The 15,842-nt window shown below is 71.0% G+C and carries 9 protein-coding genes and 2 pseudogenes; 6 read left to right on the forward strand and 5 right to left on the reverse strand.

Annotated elements, in window-relative coordinates:
* Positions 1-9 precede the first annotated feature (9 nt).
* The 3 genes and pseudogenes from ACZ4SV_RS32425 to ACZ4SV_RS32435 form a co-directional block, all read left to right on the forward strand.
* Positions 10-900 (forward strand): TauD/TfdA dioxygenase family protein, encoded by an 891-nt coding sequence (locus ACZ4SV_RS32425; protein WP_468008995.1) that lies wholly within the window; start codon positions 10-12, stop codon positions 898-900.
* A 218-nt stretch (positions 901-1,118) separates the two neighbouring features.
* A pseudogene (locus ACZ4SV_RS32430) lies at positions 1,119-1,349 on the forward strand (hypothetical protein); the annotation flags it as partial.
* A pseudogene (locus ACZ4SV_RS32435) lies at positions 1,291-1,668 on the forward strand (sulfatase-like hydrolase/transferase); the annotation flags it as partial. The pseudogenes ACZ4SV_RS32430 and ACZ4SV_RS32435, both read left to right, overlap by 59 nt.
* Positions 1,669-2,028: 360 nt before the next feature.
* Here ACZ4SV_RS32435 and ACZ4SV_RS32440 read toward each other — a convergent pair.
* From ACZ4SV_RS32440 to ACZ4SV_RS32460, 5 genes are all read right to left on the reverse strand, one after another.
* Positions 2,029-3,477: a hypothetical protein gene (locus ACZ4SV_RS32440; protein ID WP_468008999.1), complete on the reverse strand. Its 1,449-nt coding sequence runs from the start codon at positions 3,475-3,477 to the stop codon at positions 2,029-2,031.
* A 1,241-nt stretch (positions 3,478-4,718) separates the two neighbouring features.
* Entirely contained in the window at positions 4,719-5,087 is a 369-nt protein-coding gene (locus tag ACZ4SV_RS32445) for an STAS domain-containing protein (protein ID WP_468009008.1), read from the reverse strand.
* Complete coding sequence (locus ACZ4SV_RS32450) at positions 5,084-6,508, reverse strand: PP2C family protein-serine/threonine phosphatase (RefSeq protein WP_468009011.1); 1,425 nt, start codon at positions 6,506-6,508, stop codon at positions 5,084-5,086. The genes ACZ4SV_RS32445 and ACZ4SV_RS32450 overlap by 4 nt, the downstream gene beginning before the upstream one ends.
* 866 nt (positions 6,509-7,374) lie before the next feature.
* Positions 7,375-7,947, reverse strand: coding sequence for a hypothetical protein (locus ACZ4SV_RS32455; protein ID WP_468009014.1), 573 nt, complete (start codon positions 7,945-7,947; stop codon positions 7,375-7,377).
* A gap of 844 nt (positions 7,948-8,791) precedes the next feature.
* Positions 8,792-9,202: a hypothetical protein gene (locus ACZ4SV_RS32460; RefSeq protein WP_468009019.1), complete on the reverse strand. Its 411-nt coding sequence runs from the start codon at positions 9,200-9,202 to the stop codon at positions 8,792-8,794.
* A gap of 690 nt (positions 9,203-9,892) precedes the next feature.
* Between ACZ4SV_RS32460 and ACZ4SV_RS32465 the strand changes: the two genes are divergently transcribed.
* The 3 genes from ACZ4SV_RS32465 to ACZ4SV_RS32475 all read left to right on the forward strand — a co-directional run bounded on the left by ACZ4SV_RS32465 (position 9,893) and on the right by ACZ4SV_RS32475 (position 15,591).
* Positions 9,893-10,585 carry a lytic polysaccharide monooxygenase gene (locus tag ACZ4SV_RS32465; RefSeq protein ID WP_468009023.1) on the forward strand — a complete coding sequence of 231 codons (693 nt, stop codon included), beginning with the start codon at positions 9,893-9,895 and terminating at the stop codon, positions 10,583-10,585.
* A 159-nt stretch (positions 10,586-10,744) separates the two neighbouring features.
* On the forward strand, positions 10,745-12,151 hold the full coding sequence (locus ACZ4SV_RS32470; protein ID WP_468009028.1) for a helix-turn-helix domain-containing protein: 1,407 nt from the start codon (positions 10,745-10,747) through the stop codon (positions 12,149-12,151).
* Between the two features lie 233 nt (positions 12,152-12,384).
* The gene (locus ACZ4SV_RS32475) at positions 12,385-15,591 is read left to right on the forward strand and encodes a M20/M25/M40 family metallo-hydrolase (protein ID WP_468009032.1); all 3,207 of its coding nucleotides are present in this window, start codon (positions 12,385-12,387) and stop codon (positions 15,589-15,591) included.
* The last annotated feature ends 251 nt before the right edge of the window (positions 15,592-15,842 follow it).

Consider the following 15,842-nt stretch of genomic DNA (forward strand, 5'->3'; position numbering starts at 1 on the left):
GGACCCGTCATGTCCCTCGAGATCACCAAGGTCACCGCGCGCATCGGCGCCCGGGTCACCGGCCTCGACATCACCCGGCCGCTCTCCGCGGAGCAGGTCACCGCCGTCCGCGAGGCCCTCAACACCCACAAGGCGCTGGTCTTCGACGCCGGGGACCTGGACGACGCGGGCCAGCAGGCCTTCGCCCGCCACTTCGGCGACCTGACGACCGCCCACCCGACGGTCGGCGCGGTCGACGGCGCCCCGAACGTGCTGCCCGTGGACAGCGAACGGGGCCGGGCCAACCACTGGCACACCGACGTCACGTTCGTGCTGAACCCGCCGCAGGCCAGCACCCTGCGCTCGATCACCGTCCCGCCGTACGGCGGCGAGACCCTGATCGCCGACGCGGCCGGCGCCTACCGAGACCTGCCCGAACCGCTGCGCCGTTTCGCCGACACCCTGTGGGCCGAACACACCAACGACTACGACTACGCGGTGCCGGAGGAGGAGATCGACGAGGAGCGGGCCGCCCAGCGCGCCCAGTTCACCTCCATCCGGTACCGCACCGCCCACCCGGTGGTCCGCGTCCACCCGCTGACCGGGGAACGCGGGCTGTTCGTCGGCGGGTTCGCGCAGCGGATCGTGGGCCTGTCGGCCGGCGAGTCCCGCAAGGTCCTGGACCTGTTCCAGGCCTACGTCACCCGCCCGGAGAACGTGCTGCGCTGGCGCTGGTCGGAGCGGCAGCTGGTGCTGTTCGACAACCGCATCACCCAGCACTACGCCATCGACAACTACGACGGGCAGCCGCGCCGCCTGCACCGGGTGACCGTCGCCGGGGACATCCCGGTCGGCATCGAGGGCAAGGAGAGCTACTCCATCGAGGGCGACGCCTCCCACTACACCTCCGTAGCGGCGTAGTCGACCGATCACTGTGGCGTAACTGTCCGCATGCTGGGCAGGCCCTTCGCGCCGGCGGACGGGCCGCCCAGACGGGCGGGGCTTTTGTCCTTCCTTCGTGTGCAGCATCCGGACCACGCGATGAAGTGTCCCCGTTGCCCGGCGGCCTTGTCCTGCTCGGTGACCAGCGGAGGGGCCCGGGCCCAGGCGTCCTGCCGGGCCCGGTCACCTGCCAGCACATCTGGGACAACCGGGCGACGCAGCACTACGGGGTGGACGACTCCGACGACCACGAGCGCAAACTGCGCCGGGTCACCATCGACGGTGACGTCCCGGTGGGCGTCGACGACCGGTCCGCCGTGCTGCTGTCCCCCGAGTCGGTGCCGGACCCGGCGTTCGGCGTCGCGTCGGGTGCGTCGAGCACGTCGGACGCGTCGGGCGCCCCGACCGCGGAGGCCGCCACCGCATGACCGTGCCCCGTCGTCCCCACGCGATCGTAGTCCTCACGGACCAGCAGGGCTGGGACACCACGGGTGTGCCCGGCAACCGGGCGGGGGGCTTCCCGAGTTCGACCGGCCGGCCCGCGAGGGCACGCTCGTCGAGCACGCGAGCACCCCCAACCCGGTGTGCGCGCCGGCCCGTTCTTCCGTCCGGACCGGCCTGTACCCGACGGCTACGGGAGTGTTCCGCAACGGTCCGCCACTCCCCCGCGACGTGCCGAGCCACGCCGAAGTCCTCGGCGCGGCCGGCTGTGCGACCGGGTACATCGGCAAGTGGCACCTGGCGGGCGAGGACGGGCCCGATGGGCGGTCTTCCGAGCGGCGCGGCGGTTTCCGTTCCTGGCTCGCCTCGGACCGGCTGGAGCTCACCTCCGACGCCCACCGGACGGTGGTCCACGACGGGGACGGCGAGCCGGTGCGTCTGCCGGGCCACCGCTCGGAACCAAGGCCGAACGTCAGTCATCCGGGCCTACCCGGCCCTTGTGCGCAGGGCTTCGTTCTCGATGGACGGCTCGGCGCAGGAAAGCCGTCGCGCGGCGCTCGGCGGCCAACTCCTTCTTGTCTCGCTGCAGTTCCTCACGGCCCTGACCGGTGCGTGCCACCCCCGACCAGCCCCGCCTCGCAGGCCGAAGAGACAAGCCGTAGGCGTTCACCTCTCCGCGATCCGCACCACACCGGTGATCGTGCCCTGGTACAGGACGCCGCCGGGTGCGAGGGAACCGGCCATCTGCAGGGTGTCGTACAGGGACGAGGACCCCAGATAGTGCCTGCTCACGATGGCGCCCGTGTCGGGGTTGATCCGGGCGTAGTAGTAGGGGTCCAGGACGGAGGTACCGTCACTGCCCGGAAGAACGGAGCCGCGCACGACGGTATGGATGAGGCCGTCGGCGGTGGACAGGCGGGGAACGGCTGCCGACCGAACCGTGGTGTCCCACGTCAGGTCGCAGCCAGTGCCGTCGGCGCGTACGTCGACACGGGACAGGCCGCCGGTGAAGTCGGCCGACGCGGGCACGCTCTGCCCTGCGCCCTCGGGCACCGCCGGGTAGGGATAGCCGTATGTGCTCGCCACGAAGACGGAACGGCCGGCGCCGATCGGCGAGTTCTCGCTGCCGCTGCCCCCGGCCGCCAGAACGGGCGTGGAGCAGACCTGGGCTCCATCGTCCGTGCGGTAGACGAGGAGGTTCACGGTGGGTGAGGCGTTGTCGACGATGGTAACGAAGTCGGTGCCGGTGGTGGGGCCGAAGAAGGTCGGGGTGGATCCCGTGCCCCAGCTCAGCTGTCCGGGCCGTCGGGCCGCGCCGCGGTCGTAGGTCCGGCGCCAGGAAACGGTCGGGGTACCGTCCCTTCCCGCGGTCAACAGGTAGGTCGCGTGCGAGGTGGCGACAGCCGTTCCCTCGGGCGAGGTCGAGATGGAGTTGTCGATGCGTTCACCCGCAGGCAGCATGAGGGAACGAACCGTGCCCGTCGCCTCGTTTGCGGTGCCGACGACACCGCCCCCGGTGGCGAACCAGACCCTGCCCTGCCAGTCGGGCGCCAGGCCGGTGACCGAGTCGCCCTCCGGGACGCCCGACGCCAGGGACAGCGTGCTCGCGACGTACAGCTCCCAGCCGCCATCGGCCTTCTTGCGGTGCGCGATACGCAGCAGGTTCCGGTCGCCGTCCACCACGACGAGCCGGTCCTCGTGGTCCAGGTAGGCGTAGACCCCTCCCAGCAGCGATCCCTTGGCGATGGGCAGGCCGGCCAGTGACGCGCCTGTCGCCGGGTCCAGCAGGTGCACCGTAGGGACGCGGGTCAGGATCGGCGTGCACAGAGCGACCGGGTACCCGTCGGCACCCACGAGGATGGTCGGGCACGCCGATTGCAGGGCGACCCGTTTCGAGGTCAGGGGGCCCGGCCCGGGTCCCGGCAGGGGCGTGGCGTCGGAGGAACCGGTGTCGCCGTGCATGGTCGCGGTTCCGTCCGGCCCGGCGTACGGGTTGTGCGGCGGTAGAGGTCCGAAGCCGGTTCCCTGTGCCTGGGCGGGTGCCAGCGTGGCGGTGAACGCGAGCGATAGGGCGGCGGCGAACACACCGGCATACGAGAGGCGGACGGAATGCATCGAGTCGAAGTCCTGTCGACAGGCGGCGCCAGAAGGCGCCGGCGGAGGAGGAAGACGGTCCCGGCCGGTCGCGGAAGCGGAAGGGCGTCGCACCGGGCCGCCGACGAGAGAGAACCGACGCCACAAGACGTCACAAGGCTGGTCGCTGAATCAGATGGCCACGGGGCGACACAGCGCGGAACACGCGTAGGCCAGGTCGACATGGAGTCGACGGCTCAGGTACGCGTACTCGATCACGCCGGTCAGTTTTCACCCTCGTCAGGTACGCGACAAGTCCTGTCTCACTTGCCGGACGCCACCAGCTACGGCCTCTCACCGCCGCCGGGCTCCAGGCCAGCCTCACTACAGAGCCGGTATCCGGCGTGGCTGCGGTCACATCAAAGAAGGGTGCTCGCGCCCCGCGGACAGCCTCCTCCACAGCCGGGTCGGCCAGTCGAAAGGGCCCGCCGCATGAGGCGAATACGCCACCCGGTCCCAGCAGTGCGGCCACGCGCGACCACCGGTCCTGCGGGTTCGTCCAATGCAGCGCTGTTGCCGCATGAACCAGTCCATACGGTTCGCCCAGTCGCAAGTCCTCGAACGCAGCTTGCACCGTTCTGACCCTGTTCCCACAGGTCCCGACATGCGTTCACGCCGGTCCGACACCGTCCCCGGCATCCTCGATCAGGCGCGTCGGCACCGACGGGATGCCCGGTGACCGAGCCTTGACCGCCGCGCTCGTGATGGCCAGCGTGGAGGCGGTCGGTGTTCCTGCCCCGGTTGACAAGCCGTGGCAGCGTGCTCTCTGACCCGCCGGCGGATCCGATGATGCGGCGTTCTCCGAGAGCCGTGTCGTTCGGGCACGCCTCGCCAGACGCGGCGCCCCGTGTGGGACGTAGTACTGGCTGCTGCCCCCGCTCCTCATGGACACCAGGGTGCCCGAGGGTTCGCGGACGAAAATCGACGACAGCGTGGTCGAGCCGGTCTTCACCTCGACCTTGACCGGGCGGCTGGACTCGTCCGGAGTGACGGTCTGGGTGGTGCCGCCGGGGAAGGTCCGCGGCCTGAGCCGGGCGAGAGGCCGGCGTCCAGTGGGCTACGCGCGCCATCGCACCGGACGGCCGGGGCGCGTGGCGCGCGGGTGCGGACCGGCACGCCGCACGGTGCGTCGAGTTGCGGACGATGTAACGCACTCCCCACCCGAGGGAGAGCACACCGGGTTGTGCAGTGCTAGGCGGTTATTGACTGGCGAGCGAGGGGTTTCAGGCGGTGGTGCGGTTGCCTTGGCGTGCGGCGAGCGCGGCGTCGGCGCTGGGGTAGGCGGGCAGGAAGGTGTCCATCCCGGTGACGCTGAGCAGGCGGTCCAGCCGGTCGGGGATGGCCGCCAGGGTCAGGGAGCCGTCGGCGTCCTTGGCGCAGCGCCAGATGCCGATGAGGGCGCCCAGTCCTGAGGAGTCGCAGAAGGTGACGCCTGAGAGGTCGGCGACCAGGTCAGGGTGGCCGTTCGCGATGAGTTCCAGGGCACGGGCCCGTACGGCGGGTGCGGCGGTGATGTCGAACTCGCCGGACAGGGCGATCACGGCCAGGGCGCCGTCGGTGTGCGGGACGTCGATGTGGAATGCGTCGGTCATGGGCGTGGGTTCTCCTGCCCGACGGAGACGTCGGCGGTCGGGGCGGCGGCGCTGTGGGCGGTGGTGGTGATGCCGGCGGGAGCAGCATCGGGGGTGGGGACGGACAGGGCCAGCAGGGCCACGTCGTCGCGTTCGGTGTCGGGGAGGGTGTCCAGGAGCGCGACGGTGTCGTCGATCAGGGCGCCGGCTCTGATCGGCGCCGGCCGCTGGGCCAGGAAGTCGGTCAGGCCCGTGTCGGAGAGCATGCGGCCATCGGCGGTGCGGGCCTCGGTCAGCCCGTCGGTGTACAGCAGCAGTCCCTCGCCGGGTGCCAGGTGCAGGGTGCGTGAGGCGAAGGAGGCTTCGGCGAACGCGCCGACCAGCATGCCGCCCTTGGCACGGGCTGCCTCGACCCGCACGCCGCCACCCTCGATGGGGCTGAGGTGGTAGGCGGGCGGGTGACCGCCGGTGGCCAGCGTGACCGTGAAACCGCCGTCCCGGGCCGGATCAAGCAGGCCGAAGACGGCGGTGCAAAAGCGGGTACCGATCGCCGCGTCCAGCAGCAGCGCGGTGTTCAGGGCCTTGAGCGCGGCCGTGGGGTCCGCGTCGACGAGGGCTGCGGCCCGCAGCGTGTAGCGGGTCAGTGAGGTGATCGAGGCGGCTTCGGCGCCCTTGCCGCACACATCGCCCAGGAAGAACGCCCACCGGCCCCCGCCCACGGGGAAGACGTCGTAGAAGTCACCGCCCACTTCCTGTGGGGAGGCGGTCTTGTAATGGCAGGCCAGTTCCAGGCCCGGTACCGCGGGCAGTGCCGGGGGCACCAGGGTGCGCTGCAGGGTGGAGGCGAACGCGGCGATGGCCGCCTTGTCCCGCTCCGCACGCCGGCGGGCCTCTTCCTCCGCCTGGCGCTTCTCCTGCTCGGCCTTGCGGCGCTCCTGCTCGGCGCGTACCGCTTTCAGTGCCGACAGCCGCAGCTCAAGCTGGTCGCGCACGACCGCGGCCAGGTCCGCGAGGGTGGAGGCATCGGCCTCGCTGATCTCGCGGGGGCGGGTATCGAGGATGTTGACCGTGCCCAGCCGGTGCCCGTCGGCGGTGATGATCGGAGCGGCGGCGTAGAACCGCACCCCCATCGGGCCGGCGACCAGCGGGTTGGAGCAGGCGACCGGGTCCAGCAGAGTGTCGGGGATGACGGTGGTGTCATCGGTGAGCACCGCCGAGGCACACAGGCCCGGATCGCGGCCGATCTCGCTGACGCCTTCCAGACCGTGCGCGGCCTTGAACCAGATCCGGTCCTCGTCCACGATCGTCACCGTCGCCACCGGCACCTCGAACAACCGTGCCGCCAGCGCCGCGACTCTGTCGTAGGCGCCGTCCGGCGGAGTGTCGAGAATGTCGTAACGGCGCACCGCCGCCATCCGCGCCGCCTCGACCGCCGCGGCCACAGGCCGGCTCGGTGCTATCACAGGCGGGCTCGCTTGCTCCGGCATGTTCCTCGTCTCGTCATCCCCCCCAGGAAGGCACCGACCAGACAGTCAGCACCCCGGAACCCTATCGAACGCCCCCAGCGTCACCGCTCAGGAGGCGCCGCCGAGCGGCCGGTCCAGAAGCAGCTTGCGGAAGAAGCCCGTCCCCACGGACGTACGCGCTCGCGGTCAGCCAACGTGACAGTGCCCACGCACTCCCCCACGATGTCGTCCACTCCCGGCCGGTGGACTCCACTCGTGGTCTCCACTCTGGGCGGACGCCACCCCCGCCCGTCCAGCGGTCCACGCACGGGGCGCGCGGTGGAGTCCACCGTGGCCGCTCATCCCCGGCGGCGGCCCCGCGCGGTGCGCCACGGGTTCGGCCGGCCACCGGGGTACTGCCGTGAGCGGGAGCGGCGCCGGAGAGGTGGCGGCTTCGGTGACGGGTACAGCGCCGTGCGCCGCCGGGCCGCGTCGGCGAGCTCCTTCAGGCTCTCCAGCTGCTTCGGCGCGAGGAACCCGCGCCGGCCACATCGCCGGGCGACATCGTCCACCAGGGCGGCCTCGGCCGGTGGGTGCTCCCGGTCCGGCTCGGCTGGGAGGAGCTGACGACTGTGCATCCATGGACCGACCCTGCTGTTCGGCGCCTGGTTCGGCGGACGGACGCCCGCGCCCTGGCCGCACATGTCGACCGGGTGTACGGCCGAGCGTCCCGTGTCCGCAGCGATCCGGCCGATCGGCAGCAAGGCCCCGTCCAGTGACACGGATGCCGTGACCGATGCCTCCGGACCGCCTCCGCAAGGGTCGGCGCGAGAGCGGTCAGGAGCCGGCCCGCCAGCCTGGCGTCAGAGCAATACGCTGAAGGAGACGGTGCCGGAACGCTGAGTGATGCCCGTTCCGACACAGTCGAGCAGGTTGATGGCCGGGGTGACGGAGATTCGTTCAGCGATCGAGCCGGTGAACAGCCCGGAGGTGATGGTCCCGGTGTCGGTGACTACGGTTTGGCCCGCAGCGGTGACGACGGCCCGGGTGGCCTGAAACCTGCTTGTCGTGGCGGGATTACTGTCCCAGACGATGGTCATGTCCACGCTGGGCACCAGCACTGTCAAGCAGGAGTTGGGGCGGTTCACTGTGGAGTTGATGGTGCCGTTGGTGACATCCGGCGTGGACAGACCCGTGCAGGAGAACGAGTTCTGAAGGGTGGTCTGGGTGGGGACCGTGACCAGGGTCAGTCCAGGGTTGAACGACTGGCTCTCGTAGCCCGTGCAGGTTTGCAGTGTGTCGGCCGCCGACGCGGGCGCGGCCGGGGCGAGGAGTAATCCGGCGGTGCAGGCTCCCGCGAAGAGCACTGCCGAGGCGCGGCGCTTCCATCTTGTGGCCGAAAGTGCCGAGCCGGGTATGGAGCGTAGGGTCTTCATCTTGCACTCCTTGCTGCGGCGGGCATGAGCGCGCCGCGTGGACGTGGGAAAGATGGACTGCCGTGGGACCGATCGTGGCGGCTCGCAGCTTGACGACCGGCGGTGAGCTTCTGCGCCGGGCCATGCCCACCCGCTGGAATCACGATTCTCCGACAGGGGAGCGGCCCCGCCCAGGGGGTGCGCAGGGGCACCGGAAGCGCGGGCTTCACACGGAGAGCGCAGGCGCCACCCGGGCAGTGCAAGCAGCAGGGACCCGGAACGAGAGCACCGTATGACGGGGCATCAAAGCGGCGTCGAAACGAACACGCGCCCGGGGCCGGGGACGGCCACACAGTGGTTGCGCAGACCAACCCGCCATAGTTCACGCCCCAGCAGAACATCGCGCGCCCCGTCCTTGAGGAGCTCGGCACCCTGCCGCGGAGTCGGTGCCGACCGTATCGTTCGCCGCGGCGACGGTCCGCCGGTGAACAGCCGGAGCCGAGTGACATAGGCCGGGAGTCCGGGTGCAGGTCGAGCTGACCTGTCTCCGGGTGGAACGCGACGGCCTCGACACCGCAGTCGGAGTGGCCGATGGCCAGGAAGGCCGCAGACGTCCATTACTCGCCTGAGTCCACTCTCGCGAACATGGCCAGGGCCCCACGGGGCCGGGAAGTCTGTTCAGCGGTTGTCCACGCTGACCGCTCTGTGGGTCCAGTAGACGGTGCCACCGGTCTGGTAGTCGGTGTCGACCGGGGTGTCGCTGGCGCAAATGAGCCACTTGCTGGTGCAGTTTCGATCTGCACGGTCAACAGTGTGGCGCCGTAGCCCGGCTGACTGCTGGAAGCAACTGCTTTCTTTGGGCGCCCTACCCGGAAACCTTGAGTTCGAGTTCGCAGTCCAGTGTCTGTGTGTAGGTCTGGCCGCCCTGCTCATATGCGAAGCGGCACTCGCGGGCTGTCTCTTTGGGCGGCGCAGTGATCTTCATCTTGGCCAGGTAGAAGATGTTGCTTTCTTTCCCGGCCGCAACCCTGACAGGTTGTGTGGCGTAATTCTTCAGCTTCGCGAATTTGGGCGTGTACGGCTCGCCTTCTTTGGCGAGAAGCGGAAGACCCTCGGTGTCGTTCAGATCATATGCGCCATACTCAAGAACCCTGATACCGGAAGGGATGTGCTCGACGGAGACATCCTTGATCTCGATGGGTTTCGAGGAGGTGTTGTACGGCACGGGGAGAGCGAAGTACCAGATCTCCCCCACCCGAGCGTGCTCGTTGCCCACGGTGCCGCTTGACTGGGTCCCGTCGGTCGCCAGGGCGCTTCCGGTCGCTGCCCGGCCGCCTTCCTGTGCCGGTAAGCATCCGGCCAGCATGAGGGCGCAGAGCAGTACGAGCGCTCTATAACGAGTAGAAGACGCCCGGCTTGCCAGAGACCCTGTCATTCTTTCCCCAGATGTCTGGAAGTGCGGTCCTGCCTCAACCAGTGGGACAGTAACCCTGCATGCACCTCCCTGCCAGATCACGCTGGCCGTGCGGCCGAGAATGACCCTGACGCGCAAGTCGGACATCAAGTCGCATTCGGCTCAGGACAGTAAAATATCCGTGCTCAACCTGCGCCAATGGGCACGCGGTCCACAAGCGGAATGACTGAAACCGCCCCTATGGGAACCTCATATTCAGCTCAAGGCGCTGAAGGTCAGAGGCACAAGCACCTCATGGCTCCAACCTCACCCCGGCCATTCCGTCTTGCGCGCTTTACGCCATCACCAGCTGGCGACCAGGCCGTCGGTCGCCGGCGCGGACCGGACTCCGAAGTAGCTTTCGCGGGGCGGCAGTTCGCCTCGCCCGGAGTCTTGACCGGGCCCGGTTGGCGGCTATGGTCTAGACCTAGTACATCAGGTCTGGACCAGCGTCGGCCCCACGCCCCGACCCATGGCGGCGGTCCCGGCGTACACCGAAGGAAGTGGCATGGCATGAGCGCGAAAAGACGAGTGGCTGTCGCCGTCGGCGCGCCGGTCGGCCCCCTGCTCGCCGTCAGCCTTCCGGCGAGCTCCGCCAGTGCCCATGGCTGGGTGACCCTGCCCACCAATCGGCAGGAGCAGTGCGCCGAGGGCATCGTCGCCTGCGGCCAGATCCCGTACGAGCCGCAGAGCATCGGGGGACCCAAGGGCCTGCGCGATTGCAGCGGTGGACACGCCCAGTACGCCGAGCTCGACGACGGCAAGCCCTGGCAGGTCACACCGGTCGGCTCGAGCGCCACGTTCACCTGGCACCACACGGCCCGGCACGCCACCAGCACCTGGCAGTACTTCATCGGCGGCCAGAAGATCGCCGAGTTCGACGGCCACAACCAGCAGCCGGGCGCCGATGTCAGCCAGCAGGGGTACCTCGCCGGTTTCACCGGCCGGCACAAGGTGCTCGCCGTGTGGAGCATCTCGGACACCGCCCACGCCCTCTACTCCTGCGTCGGCGGCACCGGCGGTGGTGGCGGTGGTGGCACCACGTGCACCGCGGCGGCCTGGGACGCCGTACGCGTCTACGACGGCGGCGACACCGTCTCCTACGGCGGCCACACCTGGCGTGCCAAGTGGTGGGTGACGGGCGACAGGCCCGGCACCACCGGCCAGTGGGGCGTCTGGGAGGACCTGGGCGCCTGCCCGGCCTGATCCCGGCCGCGTCGGCGCGCGCTCCCGGGAGCGCGCCCACCCACGTCCGGGACACGCGGCGCACGGGCCGGCCCCGCCCGGCCCGGGTGCGCGCGGACATGGAGCACCCGGCGCAACGCTGTCGGTAGCGGGGCCTTCGTCAGCAGGAGGGGCGGGTCCGTGGAGACGGCACAGCCGGTACAGACCTGGGCGGAGTTCGGGCGGCGGCTGCGGGCCTGGCGCAGACAGGCCGGTCTGACCCAGTCGCAGCTCGGACTGAAGGTGGGGTACCACCACAGTCTCATCAGCAGGCTCGAAGCGGGGCTGCGCGAACCGCCGGCCGGGCTCGCGGGCCGGCTCGACTCCGTCCTGGGGACCGGCGGCGAACTGGCGGCGGTCGTCGCCGCCCCGTGCGGGACGCCGTACCGCCCCGAGCGCCCGCCGGCGGACCCACGGCTGTTCGCGCCGGTGCCGGGCGGCGGGGAGGCCCTCGCCGGCCAGGACCTGCTCGATCCCGCGCTGTGGCCGTCGGAACTGCCCGCCGAGGGGCTGGCGTGCCCGCTGCACGGCACGGTGGGCTGCGCGGTGCCCGAACGGGCGGGGGCACCGGACCTGCTGGACGGGCTGACCGCGCCGCAGGGCGGGTTCGACGTCCCCACGGGCAGGGAGCCGGAGCTGCTGCACATGCTCACCGCGGTGCTGGCCTGTCTGATCCGCGGCGCGCTGCACCGGGGCACGTCCGACGGCGTGGCCACGGTGGAGCGGCTGTTACGGGCACTGGTGCGGTGGGCCGGGGAGGTGAACTCCGCCGGCCGGCTGCCGTACGGGCAGCTCCGGCTGGCTGCCCAGTACGCCCAGGTCGCCGGGCGGCTGCGGATGCAGCGCGGGCAGAGCAGCATCGGCATGGCCTGGTTCGGCCACGGTCTGGGCTGGGCGGACGCGGTGCACGACGTACCGGCCCGGGCGACCCTGCTCAGTGACGTGTGCACCCTGGTCCGGCTCGACCGGGACGCCGGGTCGGCTCTCGCGTACGCCGAGGCCATCGGCGCGGTGGACCCCGGGCGGCGGTGGGTGGTCACCCTCTCCCATCTGTACCGGGCACGCGGGCACGCGCTCGGCCACGACGTCGCCGAGTGCCGGCGGCACATCGCCCTGGCGCGGCGCGGGTTCGCCCGCCTGGGCCACCGGGACCGCCTGGAGGCGCCCTGGCTGTCCGGCGCCGAGGGCGAGATGAGGGTGGAGTCGGCGATCGGCGGGGCGCTGCGCGACCTCGCCGCCGCGACCGGCGACCGGGTGACGGCGCGGCGCGCCGTCGACGCCACCGCGCGGTCGTGCGCCCGTCTGCCGCCGCTGATGCGGGAGACCCGGCTGCTGCTCACCCTGCGCCTGGCGGACAGCTGGGCGTGCGCGGGTGACCCGGGCGCGGCGGTCGCCCTGGCGACCCCGGTGCTCGACGAGGCGGTGTCCTCGCGCGAGTTGGTGGTCAGCGCCGAGTTGCGCGGACTGCACGGCAGGCTGCTCGCCCGCTGGGGCGACGTGCCGGAGGTCAGGGAGTACCGCGAGCAGCTTCCGGCCCTGGGGATCTGAGCGCGCTGCGCGGCCCTGGGCCTGTGCCGGTTTTTGACAGGACGGGACGGCGGGCCGCGAGCCGTTGACCCGGGCGCGGGGCGATGTGAGGGTTCGGCCAGCCCGGGGTGGCATGCCACCCCGGCGCGGGCGGGCGGAGACACCGACGTACCGCGGACTCCGGCGAACCGGTTGGCATGAGCATGCCTATCCGGGCACCGGGTGAGCCTCACGACCTCTCACAAGGAGCAACGATGCTGAGAAAGCTGGCGGTGGCCGGGACATCCCTGGCCCTGACGCTGGGAGGGGTGGTGATGCCGGCCGCCTTCGCCTCGGCCGCGCCCCACGCCGCTCCCCCGGCGGGCAAGCCGGAACCGACCCCCGTCGCCAGAGCCGTCGCAGCGGCCGACCAGGCGGCACGCAGCGGCCTCGACGCGCTGGCCAAGGGGCCTGAGGAGCAGTACGACCGGCGGCAGGTCACCCCTTGGGTCAAGGGCCTGTACTCCGTCGCCTACGAGCGCACCTACCGGGGCCTGCCCGTGGTGGGCGGCGACGTGGTCGTCCTCGCCGACGGCGGCGGCCGCGTCCGCTCGGTCCAGTCCGCCACCAAGGCCAGGATCGCGGTCTCCACCAAGGCCCGGGTCACCGCCGCACAGGCGGTCCGCACCAGCCGGGCCAGACTCGCGAAGACCGAGAAGGTCGACTCCCGGCGGCTGGTGGTGCGGGTCGAGGGCGACCGCGCCACCCTCGCCTGGGAGACCGTGCTGACCGGGCACACCAAGGCGAACGTCCCCAGCCGACTGCACGTCTTCGTCGACGCGCGCACCGGAAAGGTCGTCGACAGCTACGACGACGTGCGGGCGGGCAGCGGCACCAGCAAGTGGAACGGCCCGAACCCGCTGACCATCGACACCTCCCGGTCGGGCTCCTCCTACGTGCTGCGCGACACCACCCGGCCCGGACTGCAGTGTTCGGACTACAGCGGCGGCCTGTTCACCAAGGCGTCCGACAACTGGGGCACCGGCAACCCCACGAGCAAGGAAACCGGCTGCGTGGACGCGATGTTCGCCGCGCAGAAGGAATCGGACATGCTCAAGAACTGGCTCGGCCGCAACGGGCACGACGGCAACGGCGGCAGCTGGCCGGTCCGCGTCGGCCTCAACGAGCTGAACGCGTACTGGGACGGTTCCACCATCACCATCGGCCACAACAGCGCCAACGAGTGGATCGCCGGAATCGACGTGGTGGGCCACGAGTTCGGCCACGGCCTGGACTCCTTCACCCCCGGCGGCGCCAACCACGAGAGCGGACTGGGCGAGGCGACCGGCGACATCATGGGCGCCCTGACCGAGGCATACGCCAACGAGCCGGCGCCGTACGACACTCCCGACTACACCGTCGGAGAGATGATCAACCTCCAGGGCCGCGGCCCGATCCGCAACATGTACAACCCCAGCCAGGTCGGCAACAACCCCAACTGCTACTCCGCGTCGATCCCGCAGACCGAGGAGCACGCGGCGGCCGGCCCGCTCAACCACTGGTTCTACCTGCTGGCCGAGGGCTCCAACCCCGGCGGCGGCAAGCCCTCCAGCCCGACCTGCAACAACTCCACCGTCAGCGGCGTCGGCATCCAGAACGCGGGCAAGATCTTCTACGGCGGCATGCTGCTCAAGACCAGCGGCATGACGTACAAGCGCTACCGCACCGCCACCCTCACCACGGCGAAGAACCTCGACGCCAGTTGCTCCCTGTTCAACTCCACCAAGGCCGCCTGGGACGCGATCAGCGTGACCGCGCAGACCGGCGACCCGACCTGCACGGGGGAGCAGACCGACTTCTCGCTGGCGCTCAGCCCCACCTCGGGCGACGTCAACGCGGGCTCCTCGGCGCGCGCCACCGTCAACACCAGCACCGTCTCCGGCAGCGCCCAGCAGGTCTCGCTGACCGCCTCCGGCGCGCCGGCCGGGGTGAACGTCTCCTTCAGCCCGGCGACGGTCACCTCCGGCAGCAGCTCCACGATGACGGTCTCCACCTCGTCGGCCACGGCCGCCGGAACCTACCAGATCACGGTCACGGGCACGGCCGGCACCAGGACCCACACCGCCCAGTACGCGTTGAGGGTGGGCGGCGGTGACGGCGGCAACCCGTCCACCCCGCCGGACGTCGACGTGGCCAAGGTGCAGGCCCACCTGACCCAGCTCAACACCATCGCCTCGCAGAACGGCGGCAACCGCCGTGCCACCACGGCCGGTTACCGGGCCTCGCTCGCCTACGTCAAGGACCGGCTCCAGACGGCGGGCTACACGGTCACCGAGCAGAGCTGCACCTCCGGCTGCACCGCGGGAGCGGGCAACAACCTGGTCGCCGAGTGGCCGCAGGGCGACGCGGACAACGTCTACATGTTCGGCGCACACCTCGACAGCGTGGCTGCCGGGCCCGGCATCAACGACAACGGCTCCGGCTCCGCCGCGCTCCTGGAGACCGCGCTGACCCTGGCCCAGTCCCATCCCACCATGAAGAACCGGATCCGCTTCGCCTGGTGGACCGACGAGGAGCAGGGCATGAAGGGCTCCGGCTTCTACGCCCGTTCGCTCTCCACCACCGAACGCGCCCGGATCAAGGCGTACTACAACTTCGACATGGTCGCCTCGACCAACGCGGGTTACTTCGTCAACAACCTGAACTCGGCCGCCGCGGCGCCGATGAAGGCCTACTGGGACTCCCTGGGCCTGGCCCCGCAGGAGAACGTCGAGGGCCAGGGCCGCTCCGACGACTACTCCTTCCAGCAGGTGGGCATCCCCACCTCCGGCTACGCCACCGGCGCCTCGGACGTGAAGTCCGCCGCCGAGGCCGCCAAGTGGGGCGGCACCGCGGGCCGTGCCTACGACTCGTGCTACCACTCCGCCTGCGACACCACCAGCAACATCAACGCCACCGCGCTGAACCGCAGCGCGGACGGGATCGCGTACACGATCTGGAAGACCGCCGTCGGTGACGCGCCCACACCGGCCAACGACTTCTCGATCTCCGCCGACCCCGCCACCGGCACGGTCTCGCCCGGCTCGTCCGCCACGGTGACCATATCCACCGCCACCACCAGCGGAAACGCCCAGAGCGTCAGGCTGTCGGCGTCCGGCGCTCCGGAGGGCGTGAGCGTGTCGTTCAGCCCGTCCTCGGTGACCTCCGGCCAGTCCTCGACCGCCACCGTGCGGGTCGCCGCGGGCACGGCCGGCGGCACGTACACCCTCACCATCACGGGAACGGGCGAGGCCGGCCACACCACCACCTACACCCTCACCGTGTCCGGCGGCAGCGGCGACACCACCTGGCAACTGGGCGCCACCTACGCGGCCGGTGACCTCGTGACCTACGACGGCGTCAGCTACCGGTGCCTCCAGGGCCACACCGCCTACCCGGGCTGGGAGCCGCCGAACGTCCCCGCCCTGTGGGAACGCGTCTGACGGTCGCCACCCGGCGGGACGCAACCGCACACCCGCACATACCGGCCCCGGCCGGCCCTCGCGGAACGGGGGCCGGCCGGGGCCCCGTCATGCGCGACGCGATCGCGTGCGGAACAGCCTCGGCAAGCCACCTTGCCCGGCGTGGCGCGCGGAGACGCTGCGGAGGACGCGGAGGTGACGGGCCCGTCACGCCCGTGCGGGCACACTGCGCCGGGGGTGTCCCTGAGGCGCCGGGCGCCTGGCACCACCGG

The sequence above is a fragment of the Streptomyces sp. NPDC027672 genome (assembly GCF_055566335.1).